Annotated in this window: 13 protein-coding genes; 11 read left to right on the plus strand and 2 right to left on the minus strand. The window is 72.9% G+C overall.

Annotated features, from left to right (window positions below):
• The first annotated feature begins 51 nt into the window (after positions 1–51).
• The 4 genes from OHA81_RS25000 (at position 52) to OHA81_RS25015 (ending at position 6,345) form a co-directional block, all read left to right on the plus strand.
• Positions 52–1,671: an AMP-binding protein gene (locus OHA81_RS25000; RefSeq protein ID WP_329199405.1), complete on the plus strand. Its 1,620-nt coding sequence runs from the start codon at positions 52–54 to the stop codon at positions 1,669–1,671.
• A 140-nt stretch (positions 1,672–1,811) separates the two neighbouring features.
• Positions 1,812–3,419 carry an MFS transporter gene (locus OHA81_RS25005; protein ID WP_329199406.1) on the plus strand — a complete coding sequence of 536 codons (1,608 nt, stop codon included), beginning with the start codon at positions 1,812–1,814 and terminating at the stop codon, positions 3,417–3,419.
• Positions 3,420–3,712: 293 nt separating this feature from the next.
• Positions 3,713–5,095, plus strand: coding sequence for a KamA family radical SAM protein (locus OHA81_RS25010; RefSeq protein WP_329199407.1), 1,383 nt, complete (start codon positions 3,713–3,715; stop codon positions 5,093–5,095).
• Positions 5,092–6,345 carry a pyridoxal phosphate-dependent aminotransferase gene (locus OHA81_RS25015; protein ID WP_329199409.1) on the plus strand — a complete coding sequence of 418 codons (1,254 nt, stop codon included), beginning with the start codon at positions 5,092–5,094 and terminating at the stop codon, positions 6,343–6,345. Before OHA81_RS25010 ends, OHA81_RS25015 begins: the two co-directional genes overlap by 4 nt.
• Before the next feature lie 76 nt (positions 6,346–6,421).
• On the opposite strand, the gene OHA81_RS25020 is transcribed toward OHA81_RS25015, so the two are convergent.
• Positions 6,422–6,691: a phosphopantetheine-binding protein gene (locus OHA81_RS25020; RefSeq protein ID WP_329199411.1), complete on the minus strand. Its 270-nt coding sequence runs from the start codon at positions 6,689–6,691 to the stop codon at positions 6,422–6,424.
• Between the two features lie 129 nt (positions 6,692–6,820).
• On the opposite strand from OHA81_RS25020, the gene OHA81_RS25025 reads away from it, so the two are divergent.
• Complete coding sequence (locus tag OHA81_RS25025) at positions 6,821–8,425, plus strand: AMP-binding protein (protein ID WP_329199413.1); 1,605 nt, start codon at positions 6,821–6,823, stop codon at positions 8,423–8,425.
• A gap of 136 nt (positions 8,426–8,561) precedes the next feature.
• Entirely contained in the window at positions 8,562–10,160 is a 1,599-nt protein-coding gene (locus OHA81_RS25030) for an outer membrane protein assembly factor BamB family protein (protein WP_329199416.1), read from the plus strand.
• Between the two features lie 72 nt (positions 10,161–10,232).
• On the opposite strand, the gene OHA81_RS25035 is transcribed toward OHA81_RS25030, so the two are convergent.
• Positions 10,233–11,216 (minus strand): ACP S-malonyltransferase, encoded by a 984-nt coding sequence (locus OHA81_RS25035; RefSeq protein ID WP_329199418.1) that lies wholly within the window; start codon positions 11,214–11,216, stop codon positions 10,233–10,235.
• Positions 11,217–11,372: 156 nt separating this feature from the next.
• Here OHA81_RS25035 and OHA81_RS25040 point away from each other — a divergent pair, with 156 nt between their 5' ends.
• From OHA81_RS25040 to OHA81_RS25060, 5 genes are read left to right on the plus strand one after another with little or no spacing between them, the layout of a single operon-like run.
• A complete protein-coding gene (locus OHA81_RS25040) occupies positions 11,373–13,184 on the plus strand; it encodes a fatty acyl-AMP ligase (RefSeq protein WP_329199420.1) in 1,812 nt (603 codons plus the stop codon).
• Positions 13,181–14,944, plus strand: a complete 1,764-nt coding sequence (locus OHA81_RS25045) for an acyl-CoA dehydrogenase (protein WP_329199422.1) — start codon at positions 13,181–13,183, stop codon at positions 14,942–14,944. The genes OHA81_RS25040 and OHA81_RS25045 overlap by 4 nt, the downstream gene beginning before the upstream one ends.
• Positions 14,945–15,000: 56 nt before the next feature.
• Positions 15,001–15,348, plus strand: a complete 348-nt coding sequence (locus OHA81_RS25050) for an acyl carrier protein (protein ID WP_443056661.1) — start codon at positions 15,001–15,003, stop codon at positions 15,346–15,348.
• Positions 15,348–18,278, plus strand: coding sequence for a type I polyketide synthase (locus tag OHA81_RS25055; protein WP_329199423.1), 2,931 nt, complete (start codon positions 15,348–15,350; stop codon positions 18,276–18,278). Before OHA81_RS25050 ends, OHA81_RS25055 begins: the two co-directional genes overlap by 1 nt.
• Positions 18,275–19,309: a 3-oxoacyl-ACP synthase III family protein gene (locus tag OHA81_RS25060; protein WP_329199424.1), complete on the plus strand. Its 1,035-nt coding sequence runs from the start codon at positions 18,275–18,277 to the stop codon at positions 19,307–19,309. Before OHA81_RS25055 ends, OHA81_RS25060 begins: the two co-directional genes overlap by 4 nt.
• Positions 19,310–19,314: the final 5 nt, after the last annotated feature.

The following is a 19,314-nucleotide window of genomic DNA, read 5'->3' on the forward strand; positions in this document are numbered from 1 at the left end:
ACGAAGACCGGACCCACCCCGGTCGGACCTTCCCCGACCGACCACGATGCGATGACGAGCAGAGGTGACACGACGGTGACCCTGAGCACGGTGCGCCCGGCCGAGGTCCACGGACCGGCCGAGCGGATCCACGAGTTCATGCTGGCCGCGGCCGGCACCGCACCGGACAGCCCGGCCGTCTGGGAGGCCGGCGACGACGGCACCTCCCGGGTCCTGACCTACCGGCAGCTGGAGCGCCGCGCCCACGACTACGCCGTCGCCCTGGACGCCCTCGGCCTCGACATCGGCGACCGCGTCGTCCTGGAGTCGGACAACTCCGCTTCGGCCGTGGCGATGCTGCTGGCCTGCTCGATGCTCGGGCTGACCTTCATCCCGGTGAGCCCCGAAGTGCCCACCGCCCGGCTGCTGGCGATCACCTCCGCCGCGGAGCCCGCGCTGCACCTCCAGACGACCGCCGGCCGCCGCGAAGGCGTGCCCGACCCCATCGGCACGGCCCGCTTCGGGCCCGACGGCGTGGTGGTGGAGCGCCCGCCCGCGCCGCGCGTGCGCCACCGGCGGGAGCCGGTCACCACCGACGCCGCGTACATGATCTTCACCTCGGGCACCACGGGACGCCCCAAGGGCGTCGTCATGAGCCACCGCGGGGTGCTGTCCTTCTACCGCGGGATGCTCCGGCACCGGATCGTCACGGCCCAGGACCGGGTCGCCACGACCTCACCGCTCCAGTTCGACTTCGCCCTCCTGGACATCGGCCTGGCACTGGGCACCGGCGCCCAGCTGATCCCCGTTCCGCGCGAGCTGATGCACTGGCCGCGCCGGCTGCTGCGCTTCCTCAGCGATACCGGCGCCACCCAGGTCGACGGAGTCCCCTCCGTCTGGCGGCCCGTCCTGCGCCACGAGGCCAAGGGCCTGGCCGCACTGGCCGACCAGATCCGCGGCGTCCTGTTCTCCGGCGAGGCGTTCCCCCTGCCGGAACTGCGCCAGCTGCAAGCCCTACTGCCGCGGACCCGCGTCGTGAACTGCTTCGGACCCACCGAGGCGATGGCCTTCTCCCTGACGGACGTGCCGAATCCGCTGCCCGAGGGCGTCGACAAGCTCTCCATCGGCTTCGCCTACCCCGGCGCCGAAATGCTGCTGATCGACGAGGAGGGCCGGCCCGTCGAGGAGCCGGGCGCGGTCGGCGAGATCCACCTGCGCGGGCCCTCCCTCTTCACCGGCTACTGGGACGACCCCGAAGCCACCCGGGCCGCCCTGGTACCCGATCCGCTCAACCCCCGTTCCGGTCAACTGGTCTACAAATCAAACGACTTGGCATACCGCGGTGACAGTGGTGAGCTGTACTTCGTGGGCAGGTCCGACCTCCAGGTCAAGATCCGCGGCAACCGCGTGGAACTCGGCGAGATCGAGCGCAGGCTCCTGGAATTCCCCGGCGTCGAAGCGGCCGCGGCGGTCGTGCGGCCCCGCCCCGACGAAGACCCGGAACTGTACGCGTACGTCGTCCCCACCCGCGGCTCCACCGCCGACCCCGTCGTGATCAGCGCGTTCTGCAAGCAGACCCTGCCCGAGTACATGGTGCCGCGGAAGGTCGCCCTGCTCCCCGGTCTGCCCCTGACCCCCAACGGGAAGACCGACCGCAGGGCCCTGACGGCGCTCGCCACCGCGAACGGCTGAAAACCCACCGCGACGACCCCTGTTCCGCGCCCGGCCCCACCCCTGTCTTCACCCCTGTTCCCGTCCCGGCCCGGGCGCGCCGGGCCCTGCGCTCCGTTCACTGGTACACGCCCCCGTCACGAAAGCATTGGACAGCCCCCATGACCAGCTCCCTGAGCGAGAACGACCACGCCGGACCGGAGGCCAAAGCGGGCCGCAAGGAATGGATCGCCCTCGGCGTCCTGCTCCTGCCCGTGCTGCTCGTTTCCATGGACCTGACGGTTCTCTACTTCGCCATCCCCTCCATCAGCGAGGACCTGCGCCCCTCCGGCAGCGAACAGCTGTGGATGATCGACATCTACGGCTTCGTCCTGTCGGGCGTCCTGCTCACCATGGGCGCACTCGGCGACCGGATCGGCCGCCGCCGTCTCCTGCTCATCGGGGCCGTCGTGTTCGCGGCCGGCTCGCTGCTCGCGGCCTACGCCTCCAACCCCGAGATGGTGATCTCCGCGCGCGCCCTCCAGGGCATCGGCGGCGCCACCCTCATGCCCTCGACCCTCGCGCTGATCCGCAACCTGTTCCGCGACCAGACGCAGCGGCGCACCGCCGTCGCCGTGTGGTCCACCGGCATGGCCGCCGGCGCGGCCCTGGGCCCCGTGGTCAGCGGCGCGCTCCTCAACGGCTTCTGGTGGGGTTCCGTCTTCCTGATCAACGTCCCCGTGATGCTGCTCCTGCTGGTGTCGGCGCCGTTCCTGCTCCCCGAGTTCCGTGACGCCGCGGCCGGCAAGTTCGACCTGCTCAGCGCGGCGCTGTCGCTGGCCGTGGTGCTCCCGGTCATCTACGGCTTCAAGCGGATCGCCGTCGACGGCTTCTCCGTGCCCTACATCGCCGCCATCGTGGTCGGCCTGGCCCTCGCACCGGTGTTCCTGCGCCGCCAGCGCACCAGCAGCGACCCGATGGTCGACATCGAGCTGTTCCGCAACCGTGCCTTCGGCGCCTCGGTGACCGTCAACATGCTGGCCTGCTTCACCCTCGTCGGGTACTCGCTGTTCAGCACCCAGTACATGCAGTCGGTCCTCGGCATGAGCGCCCTCAAGTCGGCGCTGTGGACCATCCCCGGCACGCTCGCGGTCGGCGCCGTCGTACCCGTCGCCACCGTCCTCGTCCGCACCGTCAAGCCCGCCCACATCATCGGCACCGGCTTCGCCATCGCCACCGTCGCCCTGCTCATGCTCACCCAGGTCCCCGCCGAGGACGGCCTGGTCCTCATCCTGATCGGCATCATCGCGCTCGCCGTCGGCCTCACCCCGGTCCTCACCCTGGTCACCGAACTCGTCGTCGGCCAGGTACCGCCGGAGCGCGCCGGAACGGCCTCCGCCCTGCTCCAGACCGGCCAGGAACTCGGAGGCGCACTCGGTGTGGCCGTCCTCGGCAGCATCGGCGCCGCCGTCTACCGCAACAGTCCCGCGCTGGACGCCCCCGCCGGGGTGCCCGCCGACGCGCTGGACCCGGCCCGCGAGACCATCGGCGGCGCCCTCGCGACCGCCGGGAAGCTCTCCGGGGACGCCTCCGCCCACCTCGTCGACGCGGCCCGCGCCGCGTTCACCAGCGAGGTGCACGCCGCGTCCGTCGCAGGGGCGATCGTGATGGCCGGCGCGGCGGTGTTCGCCGTGATCGGGCTGCGCGCCGTCCAGAACGACAACGCGCGCGCCGCCGAACTCGCCTCCGCGAGCGCCGACGCCCACCAGGCGGGCACCGGCAGGGCCTGACCCCGCGTCCCGCCCCGAGCAGCCGCCCAGGATCCCGCCCCCGCGGTCCTGGGCGGCTTTTTCGCGCCCCCTTGCGCGATGTTCCCGTGAGCCGGACCCCGGCCGGACCCCGCCCGGGACCCCGGCCGGACCCCGGACCAGGGACCCCCGCCGCACCCCGCCCGGACCCCCTGGTCCGGCGCCGCTATTAGGGGTCCGGCTGGGGGTCCCGTGGCCGAATCGGCTTCCTAGCATCGAACCGCGTTCGAGCACACGCTCCGAACTGCCAGGCACCAGGCTGGAGGAATATCCGCATGTCCCTGCTGGCAACCGATTCTGTCGGGACGGCACGGTTCCGCGCGTACGGGCCGCGGCAGCTCGACGAGATCGCGGACCGTCACGGCCTGCCCGCCGACATACGGGAGACCGTCCGGCTCGTGTCGATGGTGCTGCCCTTCCGGGTCAACGAGTACGTACTGAGGCAGCTCATCGACTGGGACCGGATCCCTGCCGACCCCATGTTCCAACTGGTCTTCCCGCAGAAGGGAATGCTGACCGAGCAGAACGAGCGCGACCTCGCCCTGCTCAGCGCGGACCCCGCCTCGAAGGCCGCCCTGCGGACCCTGGTCCAGCAGATCCGCGGCCGCCTCAACCCGCACCCCTCCGGGCAGAAGGAGCTGAACGTCCCCACCCGGGACGGTGCCGAGATCCCCGGCCTCCAGCACAAGTACCGCGAGACGGTGCTCTACTTCCCGAGCCAGGGCCAGACCTGCCACTCGTACTGCACCTACTGCTTCCGCTGGGCCCAGTTCGTCGGTGACGCCGACCTGCGGTTCGCCGCACCCGACCCGAGCGGGCTGATCTCCTACCTGGGCGCCCACCCCGACGCCGGCGACGTCCTGGTGACCGGCGGCGACCCCATGGTGATGTCCACCGAACGGCTGCGCTCGCACCTGGAGCCGCTGCTGGCGGTCGACACCGTACGGACCATCCGCATCGGCACCAAGTCGGTGGCCTACTGGCCGCAGCGCTTCGTCACCGACCCGGACGCCGACGACGTGCTGCGCCTGTTCGAACGGGTCGTCGCCTCCGGGCGGAACCTCGCCGTCATGGCGCATTTCAGCCACCCCCGAGAGCTCAGCACCGACCTCGCCCGGCGGGCCGTCGCCCGCATCAAGTCCACCGGCGCGCTCGTCTACTGCCAGGCGCCGCTGATCGCCCGCGTCAACGACGACGCGGACGTCTGGAGCGAGATGTGGCGCGCCGAACTCGCCCTCGGCGCGGTCCCCTACTACATGTTCGTCGAGCGGGACACCGGGCCCTACGACTACTTCCGCGTCCCGCTCGCCCGGGCCGCCGAGATCTTCCGGGACGCCTACCGGACCCTGCCGGGCCTGGCCCGCACCGTCCGCGGCCCGGTGATGTCCGCGACGCCCGGCAAGGTGGCCGTGGACGGGGTCGTCGAGACGGCCGAGGGCCGTTTCCTCCAGCTGCACATGGTGCAGGCCCGCGAACCCGCCCTGGTCGGGCGGCCGTTCCTCGCGCACTACGACCCCGACGCCGCCTGGCTGGACGAGCTGCGCCTCGACCGCTCCGTCCCGGCCGACATCGCCCGCGCGATCGCCGGTCCCGCCTGGACGGCCGGACCCGAACTCTTCGGGACGCGTTCCGTCGCCCCGGTGGGGAGCCCCGCATGAACGACATGAGGATGTCGCCGAACCTGGCGCTGAACCAGCTCGTGGCCCAGCGCCGGGCGGCCGGCGAGTCGCTGGTCCACCTCGGTTTCGGCGAGTCGCGGCTGCCGCCGTTCCCCCCGCTGATGGAACGCCTCGCGGCGGGCGCGACCCGCAACGCCTACGGTCCGGTGGCCGGTTCACCCGAGGTGCGGGCCGCCGTCGCCGGCTACTTCGGCCGGCGGGGCATCCCCACCGGGCCCGACCAGATCGTGGTCGCGCCCGGCAGCAAGCCGCTGCTGATGGCCATCGGCCTCGTCGTCCCCGGGGACGTGATCCTGCCCCGGCCGGCCTGGAACACGTACGCCCCCCAGGCCCGGCTGGCCGGCAAGCACCCCATCGCCGTCGCGATCCCCGAGGAGTGCGGCGGGGTGCCCGACCCGGCCGCGCTGCGCGAGAGCATCACCGCGGCGCGCGTGCTGGGCCGCGACCCGCGCATCCTCGTCCTGACCCTGCCGGACAACCCGACCGGCACCCTCGCCCCGCCCGCGCTGATCCGTGAACTGTGCGCGATCGCCGAGGAAGAGGGCCTGCTGATCATCTCGGACGAGATCTACCGGGACGTCGTGCACGACCCGGAGACCGAGTTCCTCAGCCCCGCCGAAGTGGCGCCCGGCAGCACGGTCGTCGTCACCGGGCTCAGCAAGAGCCTGGCCCTGGGCGGCTGGCGCATCGGCGCGGCCCGCTTCCCCCGGGGACCGTGGGGCGAGTGGATCCGCTCCGGCGTGGTCTCGGTGGCGAGCGAGGTGTGGTCGACGCTGGCCGCCCCGATGCAGTCGGTGGCCGAGTACGCCTTCAACGAGCCCGAGGACATCCGCGAGCGGCTGCGCGCCAGCGCCCGGCTGCACGGGGCCGTCGCCCGCGAGGTCCACCGCATCACCGTCGCGGCAGGAGCCCGCTGCCGGCCGCCCACCGGGGCGTTCTACGTCTACCCCGACTTCGAACCGGTCCGCGCGGAACTGGGCAAGTACGAGGTGACGGACTCACCGACGCTGGCCCGCCGGATGCTGGACCTCGGCATCGTGGTACTCGCCGGACACCTCCTCGGCGACGAGGGGGAGGCGCTGCGGTTCAAATGCGCCACCAGCATGCTGTACGGCGAAACCGTCGAAGAGCAGCAGCTCGCGCTCGACGCGCCCGATCCGCTGGCGCTGGCACACATCAGATCACTCCTCGAAAGGGTCGAGGACGGTTTCATGAGGCTGGTCCCCTGAAACCGTTGCGTCCCGCGCAAAGGGAAGGGCCCGACTCGGAGGTGATCCGGGCCGGGCCTGGCGGAAATCGAAAATGTCACGCGGCGGATTCGGTCTCGGTCATCAGGGTGCGCCACAGCACATCCGGACTGGCGAAATTCTCCAGTTTCAGGGCGTCGTCCAGGAAACGGACGTCATAAGCGCTTTCCAGTGCGGCGAGCAGTTCGACCGTGCCCATGGAGTCCAGGCCCAGGTCACGGAGTCGGGCGTCGCCGGTCAGCTTCTCGCCCGGCGAGAGGTACGGCAGGAACGGACGTACGACGGCCTCGAAAGCGCCGTCCCAGGTGTGATTCGCGAGTTCTGGCATACGGGAAATAATGCGGCTGCTTTCGGTGCGTGTCAATGCGCCCGGGAAATGCGTGCACAATGGCGCGGTGCGCTCTCCCGGTTTTGTCCGACGAGAGCTTGCCGGTAATTCCGGCAAGGAGGAGCGGTAATGGAACCATTGGCGCGGACCGCGCTGCACGCTCGTTTCCTGCGCGGTCTGGAGAAATCGCCGCACGGCGTCGCGGTGCGGGTCGGGAAGGAGACCGTCGACTACACGACGGCCCACCGGCTGGCCCTGGCCTGGGCGGGCGCCCTGCTCGCCGCCCCGGGCGGTCCGCCGAAGGCCGTCGGCATCGTCGCCGGCCGCAGCGTGACCTCGTACGTGGCCGTCCTGGCGAGCCTGTACGCGGGGCTCCCCGCAGTGCCCCTGCTCGCCGACTTCCCGGCCGGGAAGATCGCCTCCATGCTCGCCGCCGCGGAGGTGTCCGCGCTGATCGTCGACACGGAGGGGGCGGCCCTGCTCGGCGCGGCATCCGGCCGGCTGCCCGCCGAACTGGCGGGCCTGGCCGGGCTCCCGGTCCTCGCGCCCCACCTGGACCCGGCCGGGGCCGGGGAGCTGTCGGACCTCGGGCTGCGGCCGGTGCCCACCGGCGCGGACACGGCGCTGGAGGCTCCCCGGTCCGCCGCCGCGCACGACGTGGCCTACGTCCTGTTCACCTCGGGGTCCACGGGCCGTCCCAAGGGCGTCCGGCTGACCCACGGCAACATGGCGCACTACTTCGCGCTGATGGACGCCTGGTACGACTTCACCGCGGCCGACGTCTTCTCCCAGGCCGCCAACCTGAACTGGGACTCGGCCGTCTCCGACCTGTGGTGCGCCTGGGCGGCCGGCGCGCCGCTGGTCTCGGTGTCCCCGCACGCCTACCGCGACCTGCCCGGCTTCGTGGCCGAGCACGGCATCACCGTATGGTTCTCCGCCCCCAGCGTGATCTCCCTGTCCCGGCGCACCGGACGCCTGGTGCCGGGCAGCATGCCCTCCCTGCGCTGGACGTTCTTCGGCGGCGAGGCGCTCCAGTTCCAGGACACCGACGCCTGGCAGCAGGCGGCGCCCCGCTCGGCGGTGGTCAACGTCTACGGGCCCACCGAGATGACCATCACCACCCACCGCCACCGCTGGGACCCCGAGGAGTCCACCCGGCTCGGCGTCAACGGCGTGGTCCCGCTCGGCCTGCTCCACGACGGCCACGCGGAACTCCTGCTCGACGAGCACGGCGAGCCCGTCGCCGATGAGGGCGAACTGTGGCTGTCGGGACCCCAGTTGTCCGCCGGGTACCTCGACCCGGAGGACGGCCGCGGCAAGTACCTCCAGCGCAACGGTGCCCGCTGGTACCGCACCGGCGACCGCGTACGCCGCCTGGCCGGCGGCGAACTGGTCTACCTGGGCCGCACGGACTCCCAGGTGCAGGTGCAGGGCTACCGCGTCGAACTGGCCGAGGTGGAGCACGCGCTGCGCGCCGGCACCCCCGTGTCCGGCGCCGTGGTGGTCGGCGTACCCGTCGCCAACAGCACCGAACTCGTCACCTTCTACCTCGGCGAGGAGCGCTCGCCCCAGGAGTTCCACCGGGACCTGGCCGGGCTGCTGCCCGCCCAGCTGATCCCGCGCCACTACCACCGGCTCACCGAGTTCCCCCTCAACACCAACAAGAAGACCGACCGGCTGGAGCTCACCGCACGGGCCGCCGCACTGCACGGCAAGCCCGTACCGGTCGGCTGACCCCGGGCGCGGCCGCGGGCACGGCCGGGAGACGGCCGGCCACCGCCGAACCCGTCACCGCCGAGCCCGTCTCCACCGCCCGTCGCCACCGAACCCTCACCACCGAACCCGTCACCACCCGGAAGAAGAAGTCACCATGCGCACAAGACCCTGGTCACGGCAGGGAGCGGTCCGCAGGTTCGTCCTGCTCGCCATCGCGGCGATGACCGCGACCCTCGTCACCACGCAGCCCACCAACGCCGCGTACCTCGCGGAGACATGGCCGACCGGCGGCCACGACATCCGCAACAGCCGGTCCAACCCGCAGGAAGACACCATCAACAAGTGGAACGTCGGCCGGCTCAAGGCCAAGTGGACGTTCACCACCCACGGCGACGTGTCCGCCACCCCCGCGGTGACCGGCGGCGCGGTCTACTTCCCCGACTGGGGCGGCTACCTGCACAAGGTGGACGCCAAGACGGGCAACCCCGTCTGGTCGCGCAAGGTGTCCGACTACACCGGTAACCCCAACTCGGTCTCCCGCACCAGCCCCACCGTGGTCGGCGGCCGGGTGTACATCGCGGACTGGGACAAGGCCGTCCTCATGTCGGTCGACGCGGCCACCGGAAACCTGGTGTGGAGCAAGCAGATCGACTCGCAGTACAAGTCGGTCCTGACCCAGTCGCCCGTCGTCCACAACGGCGTGATCTACCAGGGCGTCTCCTCCCGCGAGTCCGAGGGCGCCCTCGATCCCGCCTACCCCTGCTGCACCTTCCGCGGCAGCGTCAACGCCCTCGACGCCGCCACCGGGAACCTGCTGTGGCGCCAATACACGGTCCCCGACAACGGCGGCAAGACCGGCGGATACAGCGGCGTGGCCGTCTGGGGCACCCCGGCCCTGGACCCGTCGACCAACACGGTGTACTTCACCACCGGCAACAACTACACGGTGCCCCAGGCGGCCAGCGACTGCCAGAGCGCCGGCGGCACCCCCGGCCAGTGCCTGGCGCCCGACGACTACGTCGACTCGGTGCTCGCACTGGACATGACCACCGGCCGCATCAAGTGGCACACCGGTTCCGGCCGCTTCGACGCCTGGAACACCGGCTGCATCCCCGGCTTCCCGCCCAACAACTGCCCGCCCAACCCGGGCAACGACTACGACTTCGGCGACGGCGCCCACCTGTTCACGATCAAGGCGGCCGACGGCCACGCCCGCAAGGTGATCGGCGCGGGGGAGAAGAGCGGCGAGTACTGGCTCCTCGACGCCACCACCGGAGACGTGGTCTGGAGCGCGGCGGCCGGCCCCGGCGGCCACATCGGCGGCATCGAGTGGGGCACCGCCAACGACGAGCGCCGGATCTACCTCGCCGAGGCCAACTTCTTCCGCATGCCGTACACCCTGGCCGGCGGCGCCTCCACCACCCGCAGCTCCTTCGCGGCGCTCGACCCGCAGACGGGCCGGATCCTGTGGCAGGTCGCCGACAAGACCGACGGCTACGCCTGGGGCGCCCTGACCGCCGCGAACGGTGTCGTCTTCGGCGGCTCCACCAGCGGTGCGATGTACGCACTGGACGCGGCGACCGGCAAGTACCTGTGGGAGTTCGACGCGCCGTACTCCTCCAACGCGGGCCCGGCCGTCGTCGACGGCACCGTCTACTGGGGCAACGGCTACGCCCGGTTCAGCCAGGGCGCCGGCACCACGGGCAGCCTGACCTCCGGCACCTTCTACGCCTTCACCGTGGACGGCAAGTAACGGTCGCGGTGTGAGGGAACGCCGAAGGGGGCCGGTGCCGACGGGCACCGGCCCCCTTCGGGCGCGCAGGCGTCAGGCGGCAGCCGCCACCGGCATCCGGCGCGGCGCCGGGCGCATCGCGGAGCGGGGCGTCATCGGCACCACCTCGAAGGCGCGCGTGGTGCAGGCCACCCGGGTGAACAGCCCGTCCTGCCCGGACACGTACAGCCGGCCGACCCCCGCCCGGGCCAGGGTGTCCACCACGTCGGGCCAGCGCACCGTCCGTACGAAGCCGTCCAGCAGCATGCCGCGCACGCCCTCGCCGGTGGTCACCACCCGGCCGTCCTGGTCGGCGACCACCGGCAGCCGGGGCTCGGACCAGGTCATCGCGTCGAAGACCTCCGCGTCCACCCGGTCCCGCAGCCCGCCGAAGAGGTACGAGTGCATCGGCGGCTTCATCGTGTACATCGGCATCCCGCCCAGCGAGCGGATCCGCCGCTGGAGCCAGTCCAGTACGGACTCGTGGACCGTCAGCATCGTGAAGTCGTGGTCGACGACGCAGGAGACGTCGCTCCACTCGCCCCGCTCGTCGAGTTCCCGCCGCAGCAGCTCCACCTTCTCCTGCGGCACCCGCGCGATCGACTGGGTCACCAGGGCCGGGTGCTCGCGTGCGAAGTACTCGTCCATCACGGTCGCCAGCCGTGCCGTCATCCGTACCGCGTCGGGGAATTCGAGGACCCCGCAGTGCACGGCGGCGGCCCGCGCGCCGAAGCTGGGACCCGTGACGAAGGCAGGGGTGACGTCCAGCCGGTCCGCCGCCCAGCGCGCCAGCGCCAGGCAGTTCACGACGAACGAGATCTGCCCGTACAGGGAATAGTCGCCCTCCGTCTGCTGGTAGCGGTCGGCCAGCCGGTAGCCGAGCACCTCGTCCGCGATCGCGTACAGCTCGCGCGCGTACGGGTTGACCAGCATGAACTTCGCGACCTCGGAGAAGGCGGTCGGCTGCATCCCGGGGAAGACGAGCGCCGACGGCTGCGTGGCCCCGGCGTCGGCACTGGTGTCGGTGTTGGTGTTCATGCCCCGAGCCTCCTGCCCGCCCCCAGGCTCCGCGCACCCCTGCCACCCCCTGAGTGCGACGCGCGCAAGCGCCCCTTAAGGACGTACGGGGACCATCGGCGCGAAGACGAGGTCCGCCACTCCACGGGGGCCCGCAGACGCGAGGGGATGCCGCGGATGTCAGAGTCACGCTTCGCCACCTTCACCGAACTGCTCCGCGTGCGGGCGGCGGAACTCGCCGACGAGGATGTGCACATCTTCCTCCGCGACACCGCAGGCGGAACGGTGGCCGAACACCTCACCTACGGGGAGCTGGACCGGGAGGCGAGACGGATCGCCGCCTGCCTCCAGGAATACGGGGTGGGCGAGCAGCCCGTCCTGCTCGCCTACTCCTCGACCGTCGAGTTCCTCAAGGCCTTCGCCGGCTGCCTCTACGCGGGCGCCGTCGCCGTTCCCGTTCCGCTGCCCGGCGAGGCCGGCCGCGACAAGCGGCTGAACCGCACCACCGCCGTCCTCCAGGACACCGGCGCGAAGGTCGTCCTCACCGAGACGGCCGCCGCCCCCGAGGTCGCCCTCTGGCTCGCCCGCAACTCCCGCCCCGACGCGGCCTGCGTGGTCAGCGACGTCCCCGGGATCGGCGACGCCGACGCCTGGCGGCCCGTCACCGTACGCCAGGACGACTACGCCTTCCTCCAGTACACCTCCGGGTCCGTCTCCGAACCGCGCGGCGTGACCGTCACCCACCGCAACCTGCTCGCCAACCAGGCCGCGCTGCAGAAGCTGCTCCACACCACCCGCGAGGACCGCTTCGGCAGCTGGCTGCCGTACTTCCACGACATGGGCCTCGTCGCGCACCTCCTGCACCCCGTCTGGCTGGGCACGCACAGCGTGCAGGTGACCCCGCTGTCCTTCGTCAAGCGGCCCCTGCGCTGGCTCCAGGCCATCGACGAGTACGGCGTCACCGTCGGCGGCGGCCCCAACTTCTGCTACGACCTGTGCGTGCGCCGCGTCAAGGACGAACAGGTCGCCGCCCTCGACCTGTCCCGCTGGCGCCTCGCCCTCAACGGCGCCGAACCCGTCCGCCCCGAGAGCCTCGACGAGTTCGCCGCCCGCTTCGCCCCCGCCGGTTTCCGGCCCGAGGCGCTGCGGCCCTGCTACGGACTGGCCGAGGCGACCCTCGTCGTCTCCGGCGGCACCCCCGGCACCCCCCACGTGCGCAAGGACTTCGACAAGAGCGCCCTGGAACGCGACCGGGCCGCCGGCGCGGGCGCCGAGGAGCGGGTGCAGACGCTGGTCGGCTGCGGCAAGCCGGTCGACATCGAGGTGCGCATCGTGGACCCGCTGACCCACCACGAGCTGCCGCCCGGCGCCGTCGGCGAGATCTGGCTGCGCGGATACAGCGTGGCCCGCGGCTACTGGAAGCGGCCCACCGAGACCATCCGGACCTTCCGCGCCAGCCTCAACGACGAGGAGAGCGGCTTCCTGCGCACCGGCGACCTCGGGATGTTCGACGACGGCGAGCTGTACGTCACCGGACGCCTCAAGGAAGTCATCATCATCAACGGCCGCAACGTCTACCCGCAGGACATCGAGTGGGCGGCCCGGACCGTCAGCCCGGCCCTGACCTTCGGTGTGGGCGCCGCGTTCTCCGTGGACGCCGGCCGCGAACACCTCGTCCTCATCCAGGAGGTGCGGGGCGCCGGCTCCGCGGAGCTGAGGACCGTCGCGCAGAAGATCCAGGCGCTGATCGGCAAGGAGTTCGAGATCCCGGCCGGCAACGTGCTGCTGGTCCGGCCCGGCGCCGTACGCCGCACCAGCAGCGGCAAGGTGCAGCGCACCCTGATGCGCACCCTGTTCCTCGACGGCGTGGTGCGCGGCGAGTACGAGGTCCTCACCCCGGACGTACGGGCCCTGGCCCGCGCCGACGACGTGCTGTTCGGCGAAGACCTGCTGCGGCCGGAAGGAGCCGACGGAGGCCGGCGTTGGTGACGTCGCTGCTCGGCGACCCGGCCGTGGCGCAGGGCCGCGACGCCCACCACCGGGAGAGTGCGGTGCGCGAGCGCGTCGCCCGGCTGGAGGCACTGTTCGGCGACCCCTCGGACCCGGCCAACCCCGTCGGCTACACCGCGCTGCTGGAAGCGGACCGGGCCGCCGTGCCCTTCGCCGCCGGCGAGGCGCTGCTCGACGACTTCCGGATCACCGACGAGTACGTGCCGCGCGCCCTGGGCGGACGCCTCGACGGCATGGACACCCTGGTGAGGATCATGCGCCCGGTGCTCCGCCGGGACGTGGGCCTGGCCATGGGACACGGCATGACCACCTTCATGGCGGCCTCCGACGTGTGGGCCGCCGGGAGCTCCCGCCAGCGCCACCGGCTCGCCGCACTGCTGCGCGGCGGCGGCAAGGCGGCCATCGCCCAGCACGAGACCGCCCACAGCAACGACTACGTCCGCAGCCAGGTCACCGCGCGCCGCGGCCCGCGCGGCTACCTGATCAGCGGCGGCAAGCCGATGGTCAACAACCTGGAACGGGCCGGCGCCCTGGTCCTGTTCTGCCGGACCGACCCGGCGCCCGGCAGCCGCAGCCACTCGGTGCTGCTGCTGGACCCCGAGCAGCTGACCGACGCCCGTACGGCGGTCGCCGCCCGGCGCACCCACGTCGGGCTGCGCGGCTGCCGCTGGGCCGGTGTCGAGTTCGACGACTGTCCGGTGCCCGAGTCCGCCCTGCTGGGGCCCGAGGGCAGCGGCATCGAGACCGCCCTGCGGTCCTTCCAGATCAGCCGTACGGTGATCTCCGCGACCGCCGTCGCGGCGCTCGACACCAGCCTGCGCACCGCCGTCCGCTTCGACCGGGAGAACTCCGGCGGCTGGCAGGGCCGCGGAATCGACGGCCGGACCGGCGCCGCGCTGACCAACGCGTTCGTCAACCTGCTGCTGTACGACAGCCTCGCCGTCGTCGCCACCCGCGCCCTGCACCTGCTGCCCGCCGAGACCAGCGTCTACTCGGCGGCGCTCAAGTACCTGCTGCCGCGGGTGCTCACCGAGACCATGTACGACCTGTCGATCGTCCTCGGCTCCGGGTTCTACACCCGCGAGGGCACCCTCGGGATCTTCCAGAAGCACGTCCGGGACGTGCCCGTGCTCAGCCTCGGCCACGCCGGTACCGTCGCGTGCCAGGCCACCGTCATCCCCCAGATGCCGCGCCTGGCCCGCAGCTCGTGGTTCATCGAGGACGAGGCGCCGGCCGGGCTGTTCAGGCTGCGCGGCGACCTGCCGCCGCTGCGCACCGACCGGCTGAGCCTGGCCTGCGGGCGGGACTCCCTCACCGCGTCGATGCTGGTGGTCGCCGCGGGCGTCGAAGGCAGCGGTCCCGTCGAACGCGCCCTGCGCACCCTGGCCGGGCAGCTCGTCGAGGAACTGCGCGACGTCCGCCGGCGGGTGCTGCGGCTGGAGGCCGCCGGGTCCGCGTCCACGGCGCAGCCCGCGCGGTTCGCCCTCATGGACCGCTACGCGCTGCTCCTGGCGGCGGCCGCCGTACTCGGGCTGTGGGACCAGGCCCGCTACGGACCCGACCCGTTCCTCGCCGACCCGTGCTGGGCCGCCGCCGCGCTGCACCGCATCGCCCGGCGGCTGGGGACCCGGGTCGCGGACTTGCCGCCGGAGTGCGAGACGCGGATCCGGCACGAGGTCCAGCTCCGGTTCAGCACCCAGATCAGCTACGACCTCTACTCCACCCCGATCCCCGGTTGACGCCCCCCGGGCGACCCCGGCGGCCGCACGCCCCGTACGCATCGAAGGAGACCACGATGACCGTTCCCAGCGCCCTGACCGGCACACACCCCACCACCACGGGCGGCGGGGTCCTGCCGCACGAGTGGCTGATGGACCGGCTTTCGCTGTACTTGCGCCGCGCGCCCGAGAGCATCGACCCGGGCGTGCCGCTCGCCGAGTACGGAATGGACTCCGTGGCGGCGCTCAGCCTCTGCGGCGACCTGGAGGACGAGTTCGGCCTGGAGGTCGAACCCACCCTGCTGTGGGACCACCCGACCGTGACCGCACTGGTCCGGCACCTGGAGCAGGTCCTCCCGGTGCCCGCCCCGGCCACCGAAGACGCCCCGTCCGCCACCCTGGCGCCCGCGCGGGACCAGCGCTGATGGGGGACATCGCCCTCGTCGGTATCGACTGCACGTTCCCCGGGGCGGCGGGCGTGCAGGCGTACTGGGACCTGCTGGTGCGCGGCGGGAGCGGTATCGGCCCGGTCCCCGCGCAGCGCTGGGAGGACCGGGAGTTCCCCGCTGTCTGCGGCAGCGGCGGCTTCATCGACGACGCCGATGTCTTCGACAGCGACTTCTTCTCCGTCGCCCCGCGCGAAGCCGCCGCCATGGATCCCCACCACCGGCTGCTGCTGCCCTGCGCCTGGCGTGCGCTGGAGGACTCCGGCCGTGCGCCCGGCGAACTCTCCGGCACCGAGACCGGGGTGTTCGTCGGAGTGATGGGCGGCGAGTGGGGCCGGCTCACCATGAGCGACCTCGCCCGGGTGACCCCGCTGCTCGGCGCGGGCAGCAGCGCCGGGATGGCGGCCAACCGGATCTCGTACCACTTCAACTTCACCGGGCCGAGCCTCGCCGTCGACACCGCCTGCTCGTCCTCGCTCGTCGCCGTCCACCTCGCGGCCTCCTCGCTGCTCACCGGGGAATGCGACACCGCCCTCGCCGGCGGGGTCAACATCGTCCTGTCGCCCTCACTGGGCCTGGTGTACGAACAGCTCGGCCTCGCCGCCTCCGACGGGCGCTGCAAACCGTTCAGCGCGGACGCCGACGGCATCGGCCGCGGCGACGGCGTCGGCCTCGTGGTGCTGCGCCGGCTGGACGACGCGCTCGCGGACGGCCAGCGGGTCTACGCGGTGCTGCGGGGCAGCGCCGTCAACCAGGACGGCCGCAGCAACGGGGTCATCGCCCCCAACCGCTGGTCGCAGGAGCGGGTACTGAACTCCGCGTACCGCCGGGCCGGCACGACCCCCGAGCACATCGCGTTCGTCGAGGCCCACGGCACCGGAACCGTCCTGGGCGACGCCATCGAGTGCGCGGCGCTCGGCGCGGTGCACGGCGCCGTGCGCGAGACGCCGTGCGCGATCGGCTCCGTCAAGGGCAACCTCGGCCACACCGAAGGCGCCGCGGGCATCGCCGGCCTGATCAAGACGGCGCTGGCCCTGCACCACCGCATCGTGCCCGCCAGCCTCCACGCCGGCCGGGAGAACCCCCGGCTGCGGCTCGCCGAACGCGGCCTGCGACTGCTCAAGTCGCCGATGCGGCTGCCGCGCGGGGAGAGCCTCGCCGGAGTCAGCAGCTTCGGCATGGGCGGTACGAACGCCCACGCCGTCCTGGCCACCGCACCCCGCACCCCCCGCCCCGGCGCGCCCCGCACCCGCCCCACCGGGGCCCGGGCGGCGCGGGGCGCCGTGGGGGTCTTCACCCTCAGCGCCGACACCCCCGAGGCGCTGCGCCGCAACCTCGCCGCGCAGGCCGAGGCGGTGGCCCGGCGCCCGCGCGGCGCGGCGGCCGCCCTGTGCTGGAGCAGCAACCGGATCAAGACCGGGTTGCCGTACCGCTTCGCCGCCACCGTGCGCGACAGCGACGAGCTGGCGGACGCGCTCCGCGAGGCGGCCGGGCGCCCCGACACGGCCGGAGCCGCCCGCCCCTGGGGCAGACCGGTGGTGGCCTTCCTCTTCACCGGGCAGGGCACCGAGTACCCCGGCATGACGGCCGGGCTCCACCGCGAGTCCCCCGCCTACCGCCGCCACCTCGGGGAGGCCGACGAAGCCCTCGCCGGCCACCTGGGGACCTCGGTGCGCGAGCTGATCCTCAGCGGTGACGAGCGGGTGCACCGGCCGGAGTTCGCCCAGCCCGCGCTGTTCGCCGTCGGCTACGCCCTCGCCCGCACCCTCACCTCGCTCGGTGTCACCCCCGCCGCCGTGCTCGGCCACAGCCTCGGGGAGTACGCGGCCGCGGTCACCGCGGGCGCGCTCGAACTCGGCGAAGCCGCCCGGCTGGTGGTCCGGCGGGGCGCCCTGATGAGCGAACTGCCCCGGGGCGGCGGTATGACCGCCGTCGTCGCCGGCCCCGGCGAACTGGCGGAGGTCCTCGCCCGGGAGCCCGCAGTGGTGGCCGCCGCGCTCAACGGCCCCACCGACACGGTGCTGTCCGGCCCGCTCGACGCCCTGGCCCGCATCGCCGAGGAGCTCGGCCTCCGCGGCGTCAAGACCACATCGCTGCCCGTCGCCCACGCCTTCCACTCACCCCTGCTCGGCCCGGCCGCGGCGGACCTGCGGACGATGCCGGTGCGCTGCGCGGCTCCCGTGCTGCCGCTGGCCTCGACCCGGTACGGCCGGATGCTGCGCCACGAACCCATGGACGCCGACTACTGGGCGGACCAGATCGAGGAACCCGTGCTCATGGACACCGCGCTGGGAGCGCTCGTCTCGGACATCGCCCCGACCCACCTGATCGAGATCGGGCCGCGCAGCCAACTGCTGGAGATCGCCGGCCGGAGCGGGCGCGCCGCCGGGGCGGAGTTCCTGCATCCGGCCCCCGGCGGGGCCGCGACCGGCCGCGAGCTCGCCGAGACGGTCGCCGCCCTCCACCGGTGCGGGCTGGACCCGCGGTGGGAGGAGCTGTACGAGCCCGAACACCGCGTGGTGGAAGCCCTCGCCCCGTACGTGTTCTCCGCCGCCCACCGCTACTGGGACCGGCAGGCCCCGGCCCCGGCTCCCGCGCCCGAGCCGGTGGCCGCGCCGGTGCCCCCGCCGGCCGCGGCACCCGACCGCGACGACGACCCGGTCCTCCTGGCCGTCGTCGCGGCCGTCAGCGAGGTGGGCGGCTACCCCAGGGAACGCGTCGTACGCGAAGCCCGCTTCCACGAGGACCTCGGCTTCGACTCGGTGATGATCATGCAGCTCAAGAACCGGGTCGAGGCCCGGCTGCCCCGGGCCGGCGAAGTCTCCGTCCAGCAGATGCTGCCCGCGCTGCGCTCGGTCGGCTCGCTCGCCGCGTTCCTCGGCGACGTCATCATGGCGAGGTCGGCATGAGCGCGACGGCCGCCGAGCGCGGCACCGTCTACCTCGCCGCGACCGGCACCGCGCTGCCCGGGGCCCCCGTGGACAACACCGCCCTGGCCGCCCTGCTGGGAGTCGGCGAGGAGTGGATCGACCTCTTCGTCGGCACCAAGACCCGCCACTTCGGCTGGGACCCGGCCACCGGGGAGGTCCGCGGCACCCTCGCCGACCTGTGCGCCGAAGCCGCCGCACAGGCCGTCGACGGCAGCGGACTCGGCCCCGCCGACATCGAGTTCCTGATCCTCGCGACCGCCACCCCCGACACCCTCCTGCCCACCACCGCCAGTGAGGTCGCCGACCGGCTGGGCCTCGGCCACCTGCCGGTCTTCCAGATCCAGGCGGGCTGCTCCGGTGCGATCCAGGCCCTCGACCTCGGCCGTACCCTCGTCCGTGGCGGACGCCGGGCCGGCCTGGTCGTCGGCGGGGACGTCACCCACCGGTTCCTGTCGGCCACCCCCGATGCGGCCCGGATGCCGCGCGAGGAACTGGTCAACTACGTCCTGTTCGGGGACGGGGCGGGCGCCGCGGTCCTCACGGACGAACCCGAGGGCGAGCGCGTCGCCGTACGGGCCGTGCTCAACTCCTGGACCGGACAGGGGCGTGCGCCCGGTCAGCTGCTGGACTGGTACGGCACCACCGACCGCCACTCCGGGCGGCGGATGCTCGCCGAGGACTACAAGGCGATCGAGGAACACGTGCCGACGATCACCGCCGAGATCCTCTGGGAGCTCCTCGGAGGCCTCGGCTGGAACCTCGACGACATCGGCTTCCTGCTGCCGCCCCAGCTGTCCGGGCGGATGACCGCCAGGATCGTGGAACGGCTGCCGGCCACCTCCGCCCGGGAGGTCTCCTGCGTCTCCGAGACCGGCAACACGGGCAACGCCCTGCCGTTCCACCAACTGGACCGGCTGCTCCCGCAGTTCACCACGGGGACGCGGGCGCTCGCCCTGTGCGTGGAATCCAGCCGGTGGTTCCGCGCCGGGCTCGCCCTGGAGAAGGTGTGAGGCAC

Source organism: Streptomyces sp. NBC_00667 (assembly GCF_036226825.1).
Classification (GTDB): Bacteria; Actinomycetota; Actinomycetes; order Streptomycetales; family Streptomycetaceae; genus Streptomyces.